12 protein-coding genes are annotated in these 18,257 nt (G+C 63.7%); 7 read left to right on the forward strand and 5 right to left on the reverse strand.

The annotated features are described in order from the left end of the window. The first annotated feature begins 212 nt into the window (after positions 1-212). The 5 genes from LLH00_03910 to LLH00_03930 all read left to right on the forward strand — a co-directional run bounded on the left by LLH00_03910 (position 213) and on the right by LLH00_03930 (position 7,819). Positions 213-1,250, forward strand: a complete 1,038-nt coding sequence (locus tag LLH00_03910; GenBank protein MCE5270407.1) for a hypothetical protein — start codon at positions 213-215, stop codon at positions 1,248-1,250. Positions 1,251-1,322: 72 nt separating this feature from the next. After that, on the forward strand, positions 1,323-2,849 hold the full coding sequence (locus LLH00_03915; protein MCE5270408.1) for a TolC family protein: 1,527 nt from the start codon (positions 1,323-1,325) through the stop codon (positions 2,847-2,849). A gap of 118 nt (positions 2,850-2,967) precedes the next feature. Then, positions 2,968-4,815, forward strand: coding sequence for a hypothetical protein (locus LLH00_03920; GenBank protein ID MCE5270409.1), 1,848 nt, complete (start codon positions 2,968-2,970; stop codon positions 4,813-4,815). Positions 4,816-4,943: 128 nt separating this feature from the next. Continuing rightward, entirely contained in the window at positions 4,944-6,125 is a 1,182-nt protein-coding gene (locus tag LLH00_03925) for an asparagine synthetase B (protein MCE5270410.1), read from the forward strand. 203 nt (positions 6,126-6,328) lie between these two features. Next, positions 6,329-7,819, forward strand: a complete 1,491-nt coding sequence (locus LLH00_03930; protein MCE5270411.1) for a UDP-N-acetylmuramoyl-L-alanyl-D-glutamate--2,6-diaminopimelate ligase — start codon at positions 6,329-6,331, stop codon at positions 7,817-7,819. A gap of 97 nt (positions 7,820-7,916) precedes the next feature. Here LLH00_03930 and LLH00_03935 read toward each other — a convergent pair whose 3' ends face one another. The 4 genes from LLH00_03935 to LLH00_03950 form a co-directional block, all read right to left on the reverse strand. Continuing rightward, complete coding sequence (locus LLH00_03935) at positions 7,917-9,218, reverse strand: right-handed parallel beta-helix repeat-containing protein (protein MCE5270412.1); 1,302 nt, start codon at positions 9,216-9,218, stop codon at positions 7,917-7,919. Positions 9,219-9,371: 153 nt separating this feature from the next. After that, positions 9,372-10,820: an oligosaccharide flippase family protein gene (locus LLH00_03940; GenBank protein ID MCE5270413.1), complete on the reverse strand. Its 1,449-nt coding sequence runs from the start codon at positions 10,818-10,820 to the stop codon at positions 9,372-9,374. Between the two features lie 2 nt (positions 10,821-10,822). Then, positions 10,823-11,980: a phospho-N-acetylmuramoyl-pentapeptide-transferase gene (mraY, locus tag LLH00_03945; protein ID MCE5270414.1), complete on the reverse strand. Its 1,158-nt coding sequence runs from the start codon at positions 11,978-11,980 to the stop codon at positions 10,823-10,825. Beyond that, positions 11,977-14,037: a glycosyltransferase gene (locus tag LLH00_03950; GenBank protein ID MCE5270415.1), complete on the reverse strand. Its 2,061-nt coding sequence runs from the start codon at positions 14,035-14,037 to the stop codon at positions 11,977-11,979. The genes mraY and LLH00_03950 overlap by 4 nt, the downstream gene beginning before the upstream one ends. Positions 14,038-14,498: 461 nt before the next feature. Here LLH00_03950 and LLH00_03955 point away from each other — a divergent pair, with 461 nt between their 5' ends. Both LLH00_03955 and LLH00_03960 read left to right on the forward strand, forming a co-directional pair. Beyond that, the gene (locus LLH00_03955; GenBank protein MCE5270416.1) at positions 14,499-15,599 is read left to right on the forward strand and encodes an aldo/keto reductase; all 1,101 of its coding nucleotides are present in this window, start codon (positions 14,499-14,501) and stop codon (positions 15,597-15,599) included. A 66-nt stretch (positions 15,600-15,665) separates the two neighbouring features. Beyond that, positions 15,666-16,841: an NADH:flavin oxidoreductase gene (locus LLH00_03960; GenBank protein ID MCE5270417.1), complete on the forward strand. Its 1,176-nt coding sequence runs from the start codon at positions 15,666-15,668 to the stop codon at positions 16,839-16,841. A 25-nt stretch (positions 16,842-16,866) separates the two neighbouring features. On the opposite strand, the gene LLH00_03965 is transcribed toward LLH00_03960, so the two are convergent. Beyond that, positions 16,867-18,060, reverse strand: coding sequence for an MFS transporter (locus tag LLH00_03965; GenBank protein ID MCE5270418.1), 1,194 nt, complete (start codon positions 18,058-18,060; stop codon positions 16,867-16,869). Between the last annotated feature and the right edge of the window lie 197 nt (positions 18,061-18,257).

Consider the following 18,257-nt stretch of genomic DNA (forward strand, 5'->3'; position numbering starts at 1 on the left):
GACAAGGCAATGTAAGTCAAGATAGTCTTGTATTCCACCGCACGGACGGACACCGCGGGGGCCCCGCTGGGCGCCCGCGGTTTTTTTGTTTCATGCACAATAAGAACTTGAATAATTGACGCACGCTTGCTACCTTAGCCTTGCAACGATTATCGATCGGGAGGCGCCGGCTCGAAAGCCGGATGAAGGAGCAGAATCAGGTGCGAGGACAGATGCCGAGGGGCCGAAAAGGGCTGTTGAGGGGGATGCTGGCGCTCGTGCTGCTGGGAGTGGTCCTGGGTGGCATTTCTTTGACCCTGCGCGGGATACCCCTGCTGGATGAGCGTTACAAGAAGGTCGATTTACCGCTCAGCGACAGTCTGGACCTCACGGATGGCATCCACCTGGTCGGCCTGGAGACGGCGCGCGCTTTTGTCGAGTCGCACGCCGGCGCGGTCCTGGATGCCCGCGATCCGGAGCAGTACGTCCAGGGGCACCTTCCCGGCGCCCGGCTCTGCCACGTGTACGAGCTGGACAGCTATCTGCCCGGCCTCCTCGACAGCCTGACGCTCGACACACCGCTGCTGGTCTATTGCACCGGCCAGGACTGCGAGGACAGCCGTTTCCTGGCCCAGTCGCTGCAGGAGGTGGGTTACCGCAGGATATTCATCTACACCGGCGGTTTCGGCCAGTGGGCGCAGCAGGGGCTGACAGTGGAGACCGGGAATTCGGGGACTGCGGCCGCGGCTGTGGACAAAGCCGGACGGGCCCTGGATTTCAGCCGTCTGGCCCCGGCCTGGCTCTGGCTGGTCCTGGACCTGCTGGCCCTGGCCCTGGGGCTGTTTGTCGCCTGGCGGGCCTTGGCCGGAGGGTTGAGCCCGCGGCTGGCCGCGTTCGCCCTGCGGGCGGTAGGGCTCGTTTTCGTGGCGGCTTCGCTGCACAAGGTTGTCGCCCCGCTCGAATTCGCCCGCGCGGTGGACAATTACCAAATCCTGCCCTGGTATGCGATCAACGCCGTGGCCATGGTCATGCCCTGGCTCGAGCTATGCGGCGGGCTGCTGCTTCTGGCCGGGCGGTTGCGCCTGCCTGCCTCCGGCATTTTGCTCGTTCTGACCGGAGTATTCATCCTGGCCGTGGGGTTCAATATCGCGCGCGGCCTTCAGTTCGACTGCGGCTGTTTCGGCGGGGCGCACACCCCGGCCTGGCAGGTCCTGGTCCGCGACCTCGGCCTGTTCGGCTGCCTCCTTCCGGGATTGAAACCCAAAGCCTGATGTGATAGAATATCGTCATATGGCGAAAAGGATCGAACGAGCAAAAATGACAGGGTAAACAAGGAGCTGAAAATGCTGGAAACAATCAAAAGCAAAATGACAGCGCCGCCTGCCGCCGCGTTTGCGATCATGCTGTTGTGCCTGTATGTGTCAGTCGCCGCACCGCTGGGGGCCAAGGAAATCATCCGCCTGAACCTCGATTCGGCCGTGGATATAGCCATGGGCGGCAGCTACCGGATCAAGCAGCTGGAGATGGGTATCGAACGCACCCGATATTTCCTGAAATCCCGCCAGGCCTCGCTGAAATCCAAAGTGTACATGAACCTGCAGGCTCCCGAGATCAAGGCTGTCTCCGAGACCAAGTGGAACAGTACGCTGCAGAAAGACGAGATTGTCCACGAGAACACCTCACTGTGGCAGATGGACCTCTCGGTGCGCCAGCCGGTGCTGCTGTTCGGCTATCCGACCAACGGCTACCTGTCGCTCAACAACAAGATATACCGGTATCTGCAGGAGGACGGCGCAGACGATGTCGATTACTACAATCGCTATTATGTCAAGTTCGAGCAGCCTTTTTTCCTGCCCAACAGCCTGAAGAACAATATCGAGGATGCCGAGCTGGACCTGGAGAGCAGCGAGCTGAACTATGTTGTGGACCGCGCCGGGCTGATCGACGATGTGGCGGATGACTACTACGACCTGTTCGAGGTGGTCTACAAGGAAGATATCTTCAACAACGAGGTGCACAACCTGGAACGCCTCCTCGAGCTGACCGAGGAACTGGTGGCCGGGGACAAGAACCGGGCCATCGAGGTGGCGCAGGTGAAAGTCGAGCTGGCCAACGCCCGCGAAACCCTGTTCCGCAACCAGAGCCAGATACGCCAGGAGTCGGCCCAGATCAAGCAGCGTCTGCAACTGTCCATCGAGGACTCGGTGGTGGTGGAGCCGCTGGTGGTGATCAACCAGATGGATGTCAACCCGGAACAGGCGGTGGAGTACGGCTACAACCTCAGCCCCAGACTGCGCCGCCTGACCATCGACAAGCGCAAGAACGAGATCGAACTAAACAACTCCAAGGGTTGGGATGCTTTCCACGTGAACCTCGAAATGACCTACGGACTGGAAAAGCAGAAAGAGGATATCACCAAGATCTGGAACGAGTACGACGGCAGTTACTCGGTCTCGCTCAACGCCTACGTGCCGATCTGGGACTGGGGCCGCCGCAAGGCCCAGATCGAGGCCTACGAGATTTCGGTCCGCTCCACCGAGATGTACATCGAGGAGACCCGGAACAACATCCGTTCCAATATCATCAACGCCGTGACCAATCTCAACGAGTACCAGACCCGCGCACTGAACATGAAAGAGAGCGCCGACCTGGTGCAGGACATCAGCGATCAGGGCCTGAAGCAGTACCATGACGGAATTATCTCGCTGCAGGACGTTTTCCAGATGATAAGCCGCCAGCGGCAGACCGAGACGAATTTCCTGGAGGCCTACCTCGGCTACCGACGCTCGCTTATCTCTTTGATGATTCAGACTTACTACGATTACGAGAACGGCATCTCGCTGCTCGACAAGTTCCGCCCGGCCAAGTGAGAGCGGAACAACTGCTCCGCTTTCGGGTTTTAACAGTCGCCACCCGTGTTCGGGAGGCTGGAATGTTCGGCGGGGATGTGTCCCGGCTCAAGAGTGGCGTTCAGACCCGAGAGGGCGCGTGAATAGATTCGTTTCAGCTTCGGCACGGCTGCGGGCCTGGGCGTGCGCCCTGGCTTTCGCCGTGTTGACAGCCGCGGGAGCGGCTCAGGCCCAGAACCCGGCTGTCGGGCGCATAGATGACGGGATGCTCTCCAGCCTGCGCCAGATCGCCCAGTCCCTGGAGCGCAGCGGCCAGGTGGACCAGGCCCTCGACCTGCTGATGCAGTACAGCCAGGACCTGCGGGTGCTGGAGATAATCCAGGCCCTCTGCGAAAAGAGTGGCATGCAGGCCCAGTTCATGAAGCTCGCGGTCGAGGCCTACAATCGTGATCCGGGACAGGTGGAGGCCCTGGTGATCTTCATGCAGGCCCTGTCCGACCTGGGCCTCGAGGACAGTCTGCACGCGTGTGTGGAGCGTTTCCTCGTCGCTGCGCCGCCCGAGGCGGACACCTATCGCCAGATCGGACGCAGATACCGCAGCCTCGGACTTTCGGCTCCCGCGCTGGCACTGCTCGAGCGCGGGCGCAGCCGTCTTAACGACCCCACTCTCTATCGCCTCGAAATGTCCGACCTCCTGATCGACCAGGGACGCTACGACCGGGCCCTGGAGGAGGCGTTCGCACTGTTCGAGGCCGACCGCACCAATTTCACCTCGCTCCAGCGCCTGTTGTACCGGGTCCTCGACAGCGGCGACAGCGGCAGCCGCCTGGTGGCTTCCAACCTGGAAAAACGTCTGGACAAGTCCGGTGACGAGCTGCGGGACCAGTACGGACGACTTCTGCTGGATGTCCTTCTCACCCGCGGCGAGGAGCAGAAAGCCTTCGCCCTGCTGGAGAAAATGGCGCAGGACTCGGCCAAGCCGGCCTCGGTCAATCTGGTGGCCATTTTCATCGGGCGGGCGCTGAAACTCGAACGCTGGGACATCGCCCTGCAGGCTTACAGCCTGGCGGACCGTCTGGAGCTGATGGGGCATGACCGGGTGATGTTCGGGCAGGCGGACATTTACGGCCGGATGGAGCGTTACCGTGACCAGGAGCGCTCTCTCCTGGCCCTGAGCCGTCTCGATCCGCCCTCGCCCCTGCGCTTCGAAGCCCTGAACCGTCTGGGCGAGCTCTACCTGGGACATCTGGACCAGCCCGGCCTGGCCCTGGACTGCTACCGTCAGCTCGAGGCCGGCAACCCCGACCGTCAGGCGGCCAACTGGCCGGCCAAGCTGAAAATCCTCGACAGTTTCATCCACCTGGACAGCCTCGATGCAGCAGGCCGGTTGTGCGATGAACTGTTGGCCACACCCGCCCTGGAGACCGCCAACCAGGCCGAGCTGTTCCGCCTGAAAGCGGATGTGCAGTTTTTCACTGGCCGGCTGGAGAGCGCGGACTCGCTGTACCAGTCTTTCGCCCGACTCAGCCTCAACCGTCCCGCCACCAACGAGGCCATCGAGCGCTCCTGGCTCATCCGCAACGACCCGAGCCCCAAGGGGCAGGTCACGCAGTTGCTGGCCGGGGCCCTGCACCGCGAGGCCGCGGGAAAGCTGGCCGAGGCGACTGTCATGTTCCAGCAGGCCCTGGAGGCGGCGGGCGACTCCACCTGCCATATCCGGGTGGGCAACCAGATGGCCCGCATGTACGAGCGCGCCGGCCAATACCCGCTGGCCGCGAAGGTTTACGAGGACCTTCTGGCCGCCTCACCGCAGCATTACCTTTCGGCTGAGGTGGAGCTGCGTCTGTCGGTCCTGCTGCTTGAGTCTCTGGGAGACCGGGAGGGGGCGCGCCGTCACCTGGAGAACATCGTGTTGAACCGGCCCGAGGGGGTGGTCACACCGGAGGCGCGACGGCTGCTGCGCAGCCTGGAGGAACCGAAACTGTGATGCGATACTCGATTGATATTAATAGAAATAATGTGTGTCAGCTAAAGTTGTGCATCAAGGCGCTTCCGGCTTTCCTGCTGGGCTGTCTGCTCCTCGCCGTGCCGCTCAGGGCCGAAATCCTGGTACCCATGGACCTGAGCCAGAACGACCACCTCAAGGCCTACGGCCTGGCCTGGAAAGTGCTCAAGGCCGGGGTTAACGTGGAATGGCTGCTCAACTACCGCGGCGGCTCGTTCCTGTTCGAGGACCACGAGGCGTTCCGCAACGAGGCCCGCCGGATGGGCGTGACTTTCCAGGGCGTGGGGCCGGATGAGGTGCTGGCGATCCACCAGCAGATCGAAAGCTCCAACATGGATGTGATGCTGCTGGAGAAAGCCCCGCGTGTGGCGGTCTACAGCCCGCCCAACACCTCGCCCTGGGACGATGCCGTAACCCTGGCCCTGACTTACGCCGAGGTGGACTACAAGAAGGTTTGGGACGAGGATATGCTCAAGGACGGGCTGGAGGGCTGCGACTGGCTGCACCTGCACCACGAGGATTTCACCGGCCAGTTCAGCCGTTTCTACAACGGTTACGCCGAGCGCCCCTGGCTGCAAGAGGAGGTCACTCAGAGCCAGGAGGCGGCGCGCGCGATGGGTTTCCAGAAAGTCTGGCAGCTCAAGCACGCCGTGGCCCGCCGTATCGCCGACTACGTGCGCCAGGGCGGATTCCTGTTCGCCATGTGCCTGGCTGCGGAGACGCTGGATATCGCCCTGGCCGCGGGCGAAACCGATATCGTGGGGCCGCAGGCGGACGGCGATGGGGTGGACCCGGCGGCGCAGAGCAAGCTGGATTTCAGCAAAACGATGGCTTTCAAGGATTTCCGTGTCGAGCTGGACCCGTCGGTCAACTCGTTCTCCGACATCGACGGGCACCAGGTGAACAATCCGCCCCTGCGCAAGGAACTGGGCTATTTCCAGCTTTTCCAGTTCGCGGCCAAGTACGACCCCGTGCCCTCGCTCCTGATCCAGGACCACGTGGATTACCTGAAGGATTTCTACGGCCAGTCCACCAGCTTCAACCGCGCCGTGCTCAAGGATTCCGACACGGTTCTGGGCTACGAGGAGGGCAAGCCCTGGGTAAAGTACATCCACGGCAACTACGGCCAGGGGGCCTGGACTTTCCTGGGCGGGCACGACCCCGAGGACCCCGAGCACCGTATCGGCGACCCGCCGACCCAACTCGAACTGCACAAGAATTCGCCGGGCTACCGTCTGATCCTGAACAACCTGCTGTTCCCGGCGGCGCGTAAGAAAGAGCTCAAGACCTGATCTCAGCATTCGATCTTCCGCAGAAAAGATCGATCCGTAAGATCGTCTGTAGTGGCCCGGCGTGCAGTGCCACTACGCAGTACATACAGCAGGTAGTCACGGATCCCGCTGGATATCCTCCTTTCGCCGGAACCATAAAAGCGATAAATTGTAAAACCTGTTCTCTGTTTCAGTGTTCGCCAAAATGTCAGAGGAGGGGTCCATTGAGGCTGATTCAGATTCTGGGCGCGGCCGGGGCCGTGCCGGCCCGTCCCGGCGTGTGCGCGGCAGGGGTGGAGGTCGGCGGGATGAGCGCGGACAGCCGACGAATCCGTCCCGGCGACCTGTTTTTCGCCCTGGCCGGCGAGAGCACGGATGGCCACGCTTACCTGCAAGACGCCCGGCAGCGCGGCGCGGTGGCCGCGGTGGTGCAACACCTTGTCCCGGACTGCCCGCTGGAGCAGTATGTGACCCCGGACACCCGTGAGGCCCTGGCCCTGGCCGCGGCCGAGTTCTACGGCCATCCCTCCAGGCGTTTCCCGCTGATCGGGGTGACCGGCACCAACGGCAAGACCACGATCACGTTCCTGGTGCGCCAGCTCCTCGGGCACGAGGGCCTGAGCTGCGGCCTTCTGGGTACGGTGCAGAATATCATGGGGCCGGACCAGATCGAGACTGCGGAGCTTACCACACCTCAGTCGAACGACATCCAGAGCCGCCTGGCCCGCATGCTGGAAAACGGCTGCAAGGCCGCGGTGATGGAGGTCAGCTCGCACGGACTGTCGCAGAAACGTAGCCACGGGCTGGATTTTCAGGTGGGGGTGTTCACCAACCTCACCCCGGACCACCTGGACTACCACCCGGACATGGAGCACTATTTCCAGGCCAAGAGTATCCTGTTCCAGGGTCTGGGCGCCCAGGGGCGGGCGGTGATCGGCTGGGACGACCCCTACGGCGAGCGCCTGGCCGCACAGATGAAAGGGCCGGTGATCCGCTACGGCGAGCGCGAGAAAAGCGATGTGCGTATTCTGAGCTGGACCCCGCTGTTCGAGGGTGCGGCCTTGGAGCTGGAGGTGTTCGGACGGCGGATCGGGGCCACGGTGGCCCTGATGGGACGGTTCAATGCGCAGAATATTGCCGCGGCGACTGGAGTGGCCCTGGCCCTGGGGGTGCCGGTGGATTCGATCCAGGCGGCCCTGCCCAGGCTGCAGCCAGTGCCGGGACGGATGGAGCGGGTGGAGGCCGGGCAGGATTTCCGGGTCCTGGTGGACTACGCCCACACGCCGGATGCCCTGGAAAAGGCGCTGGCCGCCACGCGCGAGCACACCCAGGGACGGTTGGTGAGCCTGTTCGGTTGCGGGGGCTGCCGCTACCGTCTGAAGCGCGGGGCCATGGGCCAGCTCTCGGTCCGCATGGCCGATTTCACGGTCATCACCTCGGACAACCCGCGCAGTGAATCCCCGGCTGAGATAATCGAGCAGATCGTGGCCGGAGCAGTGCAGGCCGGCGGGCGCGAGGGCGAGCAGTTCATCGTGGAGCCCGACCGCCGCGCCGCGATCCGCAAGGCTGTGGCCCGGATGTGCTCCGGGGACGCTCTCCTTCTGGCCGGCAAGGGCCATGAGGACTACCAGATCCTTTCGACCGGTAAGGTCCATCTCGATGACCGCGAGGAGGCGAGAGCGGCGCTGCTCGAAAGGCTGGGCGCGAAGGGATGAGATGTGGTTGGAAATACTTGGGTAGAAGCGTGAAGAAAAATGAAGGGGCACGGTGCACCGTGCCCCTTTTCATTCTATCTAAATCTGCGAATGCTTCCTATTTCTGCTCGAACAAATCACCTTGCAGGTTGCCGCGGAACGTGTTGCCCTCGCTCTTGACCGGCCCGGCGGCCTTGCTCACCCAGATACCCCACTGCTGGGCCGCCTCGGCGCCCGTGCGGGTCTCCTCGATGGTGTTGCTCTCGAACACCAGATCGTGCGCCGGGGCCTCCACGTACACCCCGTAGCCCGCCTGCGGGCCGCCATTATCGGCGATCGTGTTGCCGCGGAACACGTTGCGGTGGCCGCTCAGCTTCTCGGTCTCCTGGCGGAAAATCACCCCGCAGATGCCGTTACCCCGGATCGTGTTGCCCTCGAACAGGTTATCGGTGTCCTTGTGGCCGATCGAGATACCGTACTGGCCGTTGTTCTCGATGACATTGTTGCTGAACTTGCCGTAGCGGACGCGCCAGCAGAGGAAGAACCCGATCTGGTCGTTGTGGTGGAAATGGCAGCCGCTGATCTCGGCGTTGGGGCTGCCCGTGCCGGGATGCACCCCGTAGCCGAAATTGTGGTGGCTTTCGCAGTCCAGCACTTTGATATTGTCCGTGATCTGGAACGAGATGCCGTCGCCGTTATAGTTGCGCACCTCGCAGCCGCGGATCACGCAGTTGCGGCAGTCGTAGAGATAGATTCCGCCGCCCCGGCACCCGTCGATATAGCCCGTGCCGCCCTCGCGGTTGCCGTCCACTGTGATATCCTCGATGGCGAGGCCAGTCTGCCCGTAGGCGGTCAGGACAGGGAACTTGTTTTCCACCATCGAGTTGCCTGTCTCGTAATCGTAATCGCGCACAGTGTAGGGCTCGATTTTGAGCGTGTCGCCGACTATGGCCTGGATCGTGGTCACCGTGACATCCCAGCCGCTGGCGTGAGTGTCATCCTGCGCCGTGATCCCCATGCCCACCTTGAACTTGCCAGGCTCGGCCACCACCAGCACCCGCTCGCCGTAGTCGCCGCAGTCGATCACCTTGGAGGATACTCCCGCGCTCTTGAACAGCACGGTCTGGCCCTTGACCCCGCGGACTGTCACGTTGGAGACCGGAATGACCAGTTTGTCCTCCATGGTCCACTGGCCCGCGCCTATCGACAGGGTGTCGCCCGGGCGCAGCATGTCGGCGGCTTTCTGCAGGGCCGTGTTGTCCGTGCCGATCACATCCGCCTGGCCGGACTGGGCCACGCTCACCGTGCGCGGGGCCGCTGCCTGCGGAGCGCTCTTGTCGCCCGCGCCGCAGCAACCCAGCACCAGCACCAGGGGCAACGCCAGGCCGAACATTCCGGCCGCCGAGTTGAGCATTTCCATGTTTCCTCCGCTTGCAGATGTTAGATCGTCCTCCCGGAACGGCACCGGGCGCGGTGACTTCAAGACAAATCAGCCTGTAGTTTCGAGTTGTGCGGGAAAGAAAGATAATTCACGGCCGTGAATTAATCAACTCCGGGCGGGAGGGCGCGCGGCTCAGCGGCGGGGCCGCGGCATTATCGAGCGCAGACTGCGCCAGTCGAGGACCCGGAACGCGAAGAGGGCCAGGCTGTATAGCGCGATCAGAGTGATTTTCAGCGTGAACCCGGCCCCGCTCAGGAGAGCCAGCCAGTAGAACCCGAGGCTGAGCAACCCCAGCCGGACCATACGGCTCCACTCGTAGCGGATGGGATAGATACGCTGGGAGAGCCAGTAAAGAAGGGCCGCCTGGAATACATAGGCCACCAGCGTGGCCCAGGCCGCGCCCATCATGCCGTAGGAGGGGATCAGCACGAAACAGGCCGCCACGTTGAGCGCCGCCGCCGCCCCGGTGGTCCAGGCGTAGTAGTGGGTCTTGCGCCGCAGGTCGCAGCCCACGCTCAGGTTGACATAGGCCCCGTAGAAAATGTACGAGGCCATGACCGCCGGCACCACGATCAACCCCTGCCAGTACTTTTCGCCCACCAGGCTGAATCCGAAGAACTTGAGGCGCACGATCTCGCCGGCCAGAAGCGAGATGGCCACTGTCATCCAGCAGAGCAGCACCAGGCTGAAAGTCATTACCCGGGCGTAGGTGCGCTCCGAGTCGGGCTCCGTGCTCACCCGCACCAGGAACGGTTTCCAGGCCATGGTGAAAGCCGCCACCGCCAGGTTCGACAGCGCCCCGATCTGGTAGCCCGCGCTGTAGTAGCCCACCACCTCCGGGCCGCGCAGGCGGTCGAGGATCAGGCGGTCGGCCAGGTCGAGCACGGTCTTGCCCAGGCTGGAGAAAATGATCGGGAAGCCGAAAGCGAAGTAGATCGCAAAGGTGGCGCGGTCGAACCGCAGGCGCAGGTAGCGCTTGAACACCGGCAGGAACAGGACGAACGAAGTGGCGCTGCCCGCGGCGTTGGCCACCAGCACCCCCTCCACGTCCCAGCCCAGCTTGCCCAGAAGCAGCATGGTCAGAGCGGCGTAGACCAACGTGGAGCTGAGCATCCCGGCCAGGTAGAGCCAGGGCCGGTTCTCGGCGCGCAGAAGGCTGTAGGGCAGGGTGGTCATGGCGTCGAACCAGAGGATGACCGCGGCCAGGCGGATCAGCATCTCATCGCCGGGGAGGCTTTTCGAGAAATAGGATTGGGCTATCGGACCGGCCGCCAGCGCGGTCAGCGCCGCCAGGATCGTACTGACAATGAACAGCGGCCAGAAATGTGTACTGAACACGTTCTCCTTTTCCTCGGCCCCGATAAGGTGGCGCACCAGCGAGGTGCCCATGCCGAAGACCATGAAAAGGAGGATCGGGCCGATCAGCACGTAGGTGAGCTTGAGGTTGCCGAAACGGTCGGGAGGCAGGACATTGGTCAGCACGGGCAGCAGCAGGAGGCCCATGCTGCGGGAGACCACCCCCGGGATGCCGTAGAGGGCGGTCTCGCGAAGGAGCGAGCGGATGCGGGGTGCGCCGCTCATGCTCAGCGGATCTTTATCGTGGCCAGGCTGATCAGCATCAGGATGATCCCGATGATCCAGAACCGGACCACCACCTTGGTCTCCGCGATGCCGAAATGCTGGAAATTGTGATGTATGGGGGCGCGGTGGAAAATGCGCCGCCCCAGCACGCCGATGCCCAGCTTTTCCTGGATCAGAACCGATGCGCCCTCGATCACGAAAATGCCGCCGGCAAGAAGGAACAGCAGCTCCTGCTTGAGCATGATCGAGGCCACGGCCAGCACTCCTCCCAGGGCCATCGAGCCGGTGTCACCCATGAAAATCTGGGCCGGGTAGGCGTTGAACCAGAGGAACCCCAGGCCTGCGCCCACCAGCGCCGACAGGATGATCGACAGTTCGGCGCTGCCCACGATGTGGGTGAAAAGCAGGGTGCCGGCGAGGATCGAGTTGCCGATCACGTAGGCGAAGAGGCCATAGACCCCGGCGGTCAGAGTGGCTGGCACTATCGCCAGCCCGTCCAGCCCATCCGAAAAATTGACCGAGTTGCTGATCGCCAGGATCACGAACACGCCGAACGGCAGGTAGAGCCAGGAGAGGTCCAGCACCGGGAACTTGCGGAACGGCACCTGTAGCATGAACTTGTAGTGCTCCGGGTCCAGGCCGGCCAGGCCCTGCAGAAGGTGGACCCGGTCGGAGCTCAGGGGGCTGAGACCCCGGGACAGGAAAGCCGCCATGAACAGCAGCGCGAACAGGGTTTGCAGGGCGAGTTTTTTCTTCTGGCTCAGGCCCATCCGGCTGTCCTGGTGCCGCATTTTCTGGTAGTCGTCGAAAAAACCGATCCCGCCGAACCAGAGCATGGCCGCGGTGATCCAGTGCACGAACGGGTTCAGCAGGTCGTTCCAGAGCAGGATCGAGATGAAGAGCGAACCGATCAGCAACACCCCGCCCATGGTGGGGGTGCCGCGCTTGCTCTCCGGGTCCAGGATGCCGTAGTTGTGAATCGTGTCCCGCGCGCCCTGGAGGTAGAGCCAGCGGATCACCCGGTTGCCGAATAGAAGGATCAGCCCGAACGCGGTGATCGCGCTCAGGATGCAGCGGAACGAGACATAGCTCGAGACCAGGCGCAGCCAGCCGAAACCCTGGAGCGGTTCGAGGACATATTTGGCCAGGTAGTAGATCATGTCTTGCTCTCCGGGCTCAGGTGGTTGTCCCTTGAGATGCCGCTACTCAGGCGGGCCCCGTTTTTCAGCTCGTTGAGCGAGCGTTTAAGGGGGAAAGTCGGCGTGAAATCGGTGCAGGTGGGGATAAGCTGGTCCAGGCGCTCCAGGATCGGGTCGCCGGGTTTCACCACGCCGCGGTGCAGCATGTGCGACAGGGCCATCAGCAGGGCCTGGCGGATACGCCAGTTGGGGTGGTACAGAAGGTCGCCCAGGTTCTGGATCGAATCGGCGCCCGGGGCCACCGCACCGGCCGCCTCCAGGCAGCACCAGCGCACCTCGGGTGAGCGGTGGTCCAGGTTTGCCTGCAGGGCGACCGCCAGTTCCTCATCCGGCCCGATTTTCTCAGACAGGCTCAGCACTGCCCGGGCCGCCTCGGAGCGAACCTCGTAATAGGGATCGCCGGTCAGGGCCTGGAGCAGCACCGCGCGCAGGCGCTCATCCCAGAGACCCAGGGCGGCCAGCGAGGTCAGGGCGTTGCGGCGGATGAACCCCACCTGGTGGTAGTCCCCACCGGCCAGGCGTTTCCACCAGCGGTCGGGCTGCCGCCCGGAGACCATTTCGAGCAGGCTGTCGCGGCGCTCGGTGTGCTGCAGGATTCCGGCCATCTTGACCCCGATGTTGCGCACCTGCCAGCGCCGGCTCACCAGATAGCCATCCGCAAAATATCGCAGGATGCGCGACAGGGGATGGGAGGCGATCTCGGAGCTGCTCCGTCCGGCTGCGGCTTTCTGGGCCACGGCCAGCATGCGCGATGGCGGCAGGAACGCCAGACGGGTCAGGTCCTCGCCTCCTGAGACGCTGTCCTCCACCCGGGCGGGCGGGGTGGGAGCGGACAGGCGCTTGCCCTCCAGCTCCTCGCGCACGGAGCGGATGAAACGCTCAACATTGGGACGGACATTCAGTTTCAGGGCGGCCTGGCTCATGCGCTCCAGGGCCGCGTCATCGGACAGCAGGCGGCGCACGGTGGCGGCCAGCTCGCGGGCGCTCACCCGGGACTCGGCCCGGTCGCCCACCAGCACCGGGTGCTCCAGGATCACCTCGGCCGCGCCGCTGCGGGCCAGGGCCAGGGAGTTGACCACCTGGTGCTCGCCGGACAGGTTAGACTTGGGGATGATCACCGCGGGACGGGCGCAGCGGCAGACCTCGTTCAGCGTGCCCGCCCCGCCGCGGCAGATCACCAGGTCGGCGGCGGCGTAATAGGTCTGGATGTCGTGGAAATAGTCGGTGCCGTGATAGCGCTCCAGACAGCCGCTCTCAAGGCCCAGGGCCTCCACCCGTGAGCGGTTGTCCCGGGCTGCGTCATAAGCCGCTCCGCGCTGCACGCCGTAGCCGTGGAACACCTCCACCCGCGGGTCGGCCAGTATCTCGGGCAGGGCCTCCACCAGGGCGCGGTTGATTGTCCGGGCGCCCTGCGAGCCGCCGAAAGCCAGCACCACCCGGGCGCTGTCGCTGATACCCAGCTCGCGGCGGGCGGCGGTCTTGGCCACCGGCTCGATCTGCTCGCGCACCGGATAGCCGGTGTACTCGGCCCGCGCGCCGTTGAAAAAGCGGATCGAGCCCTCGAACGAGACCCAGACCCGGTCCACCCAGCGTCCGACCAGACGGTTCCAGCGGCCGGGAGAGTAGTTCTGTTCGTGGATGAAAATGCGGCAGTCGAGAAGGCCCAGCTTGCGCAGCAGAACCGCGGCCAGGACCGCCGGCACGCTGGCGTAGCCGCCGGTGCCGATCACCAGCGCCGGCTTGAACCGGAGCAGGATAAAGCAGGCCTGCAGAAGGCCAACCCCGAGCTGAACAGCGCTCACGAGCCCGCTCAGGCCGACAGGGTTGCCACCGAACCCGACCCCGCGCACGTAGCGGATGGAATATCCCTGGGCCGGGACAATCTGCTCCTCGGCCCGGCCGCGCACTCCCACGTACAGGAATTCGGCGTCCGGGAACTCTTTCCGCAGCGCCTCGGCGATGGCGAGCGCCGGATAGACGTGCCCCCCGGTCCCACCGCCGGATAGAATTATTTTCACAGAGTTGGCGCCTTCTGATGCGGATTCGGGCAGCGGCCGCGGCGGGACTGTCCCGCGCGGGTGGATAGTGTCACTATTCCCGGTTGATAACTTGACAAACTTAACACAACCGGTCACGCTTTTCAAGGCGCTGTCTGTTTTCGCATTATTTGAGGCCCGGTAAGCCCGCCGGACCGAGGAGTGAAAAGTTGAAAAAATGAGCGGTAACGACTAAATTTATCGTTGTGCCACACTGCCCGTGCGCGGTATGGCAGACCCTCCGGTGTTTCGGGCCGTCAAGACGATAGGAGGCGGTCCGCCCGCGGACAGGCAGGAATTCCAGTTCAAATCTGTCGTGCTGCGGCAGTTGGCTTCCAGCGGCCGCAGGATGACAGGACCGTTCAAGACGGGACCCGGCGCGCGCCGGGCTGTCCCCTTTAGACTGGTGCAAACGGAAAAACGATCAAGGAAAGGTGCTGTGGATGTACACCTCCTACGGTAAGACCGGGCTTATGATAAGCCGGCTGGCTTTCGGCGGGATGCGTTTCGCCGAGCCGAAAAACGTGCAGAAAATGGCCGAGGTGGTGCTGGCCGCCCACGAGGCCGGGATCACCTATTTCGACACCGCGCCGGGCTACTGCGCCGACATGAGCGAGGACATAGTCGGGGCGGCGGTGCGGCAGATGCGCAGCAGTGGACTGCCGTTCTACCTGTCGTCCAAGACCAACAAGCCCAGCGCCGAGGGCGTGCGCGCCGACCTTGAGCGCACGCTCCAGCGACTGGGCGTGGACAGCCTGGATTTCTACCACTGCTGGTACATCCTGAGCCTGGAGGGCTGGGAGTCGCGCAAGCGCGGCGGCGCGGTGGACGAGCTTTTGAAGGCGAAGCAGGAGGGCCTGGTCAAGCACCTGGTGTTCAGCACCCACCTTCCGGGCGAGGACATCCGGGTTATCCTGGACGAGAACATCTTCGAGGGCGTCACCCTGGGCTACAACGCGATCAATTTCCCCTACCGCGAGGCGGCGGTCAAGGCGGCCGGGCAGGCCGGGATCGGCCTGGTGGTGATGAACCCGCTGGGCGGCGGCACGATTGTTGAGAACCCCGGCTCTTTCGGGTTCATCCGCAGCAGCGGGAAAGAGAGCATGCTCCAGGCGGCCCTGGGCTTCCTCTGGCGTCACCCGCAGATCACGGCGGCCCTGGTGGGTTTCCGCTCGCTGGAGGATGTGGCCAGCGCGGTCGAGGCCTGGCGCTCCTGGGACCCGTCCGCTCCGCGGCCCGACCTTGAGACGGTCAAGGATCAGATCCAGGTCTCTTTCGACAGCCTCTGCACCAGTTGCCGCTACTGCCGCGACTGCCCGCAGGAAATCGAGGTCCACAAGTTCATGGAATCCTACAACCACATGGTGCTTAAACAGGGCGAGAGCCTGTACGACCGTCTGAAATGGCACCACGGGCTGGATGACCTGAGCCAGCTCGATCGCTGCACGGAGTGCGGCTCCTGCGAGGCGGCCTGCCCGCAGCACCTGCCCATCCTGGAGCGTTTCGAGGCTATCCGCAAGGCCTACACGCAGCCGGGGGCTTGACTCTGTAAGCCGGCCGGCCCGGCTGTCCGGAAAGGAATGCAATTCAAGGCGAGAGAGGGAGGCTGTATGGCTGAATCGGTTGAGAGCTTGCCCGCCGAGGTTTTCGAGCCGTTCGAGTGCAAGCGGCTGAAGCTGGCGGGCCGTCTGCTGCGCGCCCCGATGTGGAGCGGTACGGCGGATGAAAACGGTTTTGTCACCCGGACCATGCTCGATTTCTACGGCAAACTGGCCGGGCAGGGCCTGGGGATGATCGCAACGGGGTTTGCCTTTGTCGATCCGGGCAGCCGGGCGGTGCCCAGGATGCTGGGTATCTCCAGCGATGAACACATCCCTGGCCTCAAGGAGCTGGTCGGCATGCTGCACGGCCGCGGGGACAAGGTCAGCCTGCAGATCGCCCACTGCGGGCTGAACGCCGACCCCAAGTACAACCCGGAGGGCCTGATATACGGCCCCTCGTTGATCGCGATCACCGGGCAGACCCAGGTGGAGCGCGCCGGCAGGCTGAACCGCAACAACGCGCGGATCATGCGCTCGATGACCCGGGCCCAGATCGCCCAGGCGATCGAGGATTTCGGGGCGGCGGCCGAGCGTGCGGCCGAGGCGGGTTTCGACGCCGTGGAGATCCACGGGGCGCACCATTATTTAATCAGCGAGTTTCTCAGCCCGATGTACAACAAGCGCACGGACATCTACGGCGGCGGGCCGCGTCAGAGGGCGCGCCTGGCCCTGGACGTGGTGGCGCGGGTGCGTCGCGCTCTGCCCGATATGCCGCTGATCTTCCGGCTCAACTGCGAGGATTTCACCCCGGACGGCATCTCGCTGTCGGACAGCAAGATCACAGCACAGCTCCTGGCCGAGGCGGATGTGGACATCGTCTCGGTCAGCGGGGCGCGGCCCACCCGCACCCGGATTGTCAAACCCGAGAAAGAGGCCTATTTCCGGGAGCAGGCCCAGCAGATCAAAGAATCAAGCGGCCTGCCGGTGATCGTGGCCGGGGGTGTCCGCTCGCCCCAGGCGGTGGGCGAGGTGCTGCAGAAAGGCTACGCCGACCTGGTGGCCCTGGGCCGTCCGCTGATCCGCACGCCGGACCTGGTCGCGCGCTGGCGCGCCGGGCAATTCGCACCCTACGACAGCATAAGCTGCAACGGCTGCATGCGCGCCGGGATGGAGTACTCGGTCAGTTGTGTGCGCCTGGGCGAGAACGGGACGGAGCTGGCAGCGGTGGGGTCGGACGAGGACTGAAAGACAGTTCGTCAGAAATTCAGGATCAGGCCCTGTCGGCTGCGGCTGACGGGGCTTCCTGTTTCAGGGGGCGGTAGAGGAGCCAGGCCTGCAGGGCGATCACCATCAGGATGACTATCGCGCAGGCCAGGTAGGGGGCGTGAAGGTTCCAGGCCCCGGCCACGTAGCCGCAGACCAGCGGCCCGGCCAGCGAGCCCAGGCCGATCATCGACTCATGCACCCCGGTGCGGTTGGAGCTTCCCGGCGGGCAACTGGTGCTGTAGTAGATGCTGGCCGTGTAGCTGAACCCGCCCGAGACCCCGATCAGGGCCATCGCCACGCCGTAGAGGACCACGTTGCCGGTCACGGCCAGCAGCAGTGTGCCGGGCAGGGTGACTATCTGGAACAGAAGGTAAATCCTGCGGTTGTACTGCCAGCCGTGCCAGTGGCGGACGATCCAGAACATCAGCATCTGGCCGGCGTGGATCAGGGCCAGCAGAAGGCCCAGCACCGTGCGGTCCAGATGGTCCACCTCCAGGGCCAGCTTGGGGAATATCATTTTGATCGAGCCGATCACGAACACCAAGGCGAAATTCGACAGCCAGCCGCAGTAGAGGAACCGCCGCCAGAGCTGCGCCCTCGCAGTGTCACCGCTGGAGCGCGAGACAAAATCGGCGCTGCCCATCCTGGCCTGGCCCTCCGAGTCGGACAGACGGGTGTTGATCAGCAGGATCGCCGCGCAGATGAACACGGACCAGAGAAACGGCAGGACCGAGCTGCTGCGGGTCAGGTAGCCACAGAGAAGGTGCCCCAGCGACAGGCCGAAACTCCAGCTCAGGCAGAATGCACCCAGGGTCGACATGAGGCTGCGGCGGTGCCCGCTGTCGGCCAGCAGTGCCTGCATGGGCGGCCAGTAGAACCCCAGGCAACCGTAGAGCAGGCCGAAATTGAGCGCGAGCTGGGCCACGGTCCGCGAGCGGAACAGCATGAAACTGAACACCCCGGCCAGGACCGAGGTGACCAGTATCATTTTCCGGCGCGAGAGCCGGTCGCTGAAATAGCCGCCGCTCAGGCTGGCGATCACATAGAAGAAAGCCGAGACCGCGCCGATGTAACCCAGCTCAACCGCGCTGGCCCCCAGGTCGATGGCGTAGACCGCCACCGCGCCCACGGCGAAAGTGTACACCACGTCCATCAGGAACGCGCTGGCGTATATCGTATGGCGGTTGTAGAGCTTCAAACCGGGCTCCTGTTGATTTAACGCGGGTTTGGTGTTATTTTTCTTTCCGGTTGCCTCAGCAATGTCCGGTTAGGAACTTGCAGTTTGAAGCTGACCGTCTCATTTCTGCTTTGGTTTCGGCCAAAGCAGCAAAGCCAGCGGGGGCCGCAAACTCGTCCAAACCGAGACTCTGCGTCAATCTTAAGTGTTTACGGAGT

It is taken from the genome of bacterium, assembly GCA_021372515.1.
Classification (GTDB): Bacteria; Gemmatimonadota; Glassbacteria; order GWA2-58-10; family GWA2-58-10; genus JAJFUG01.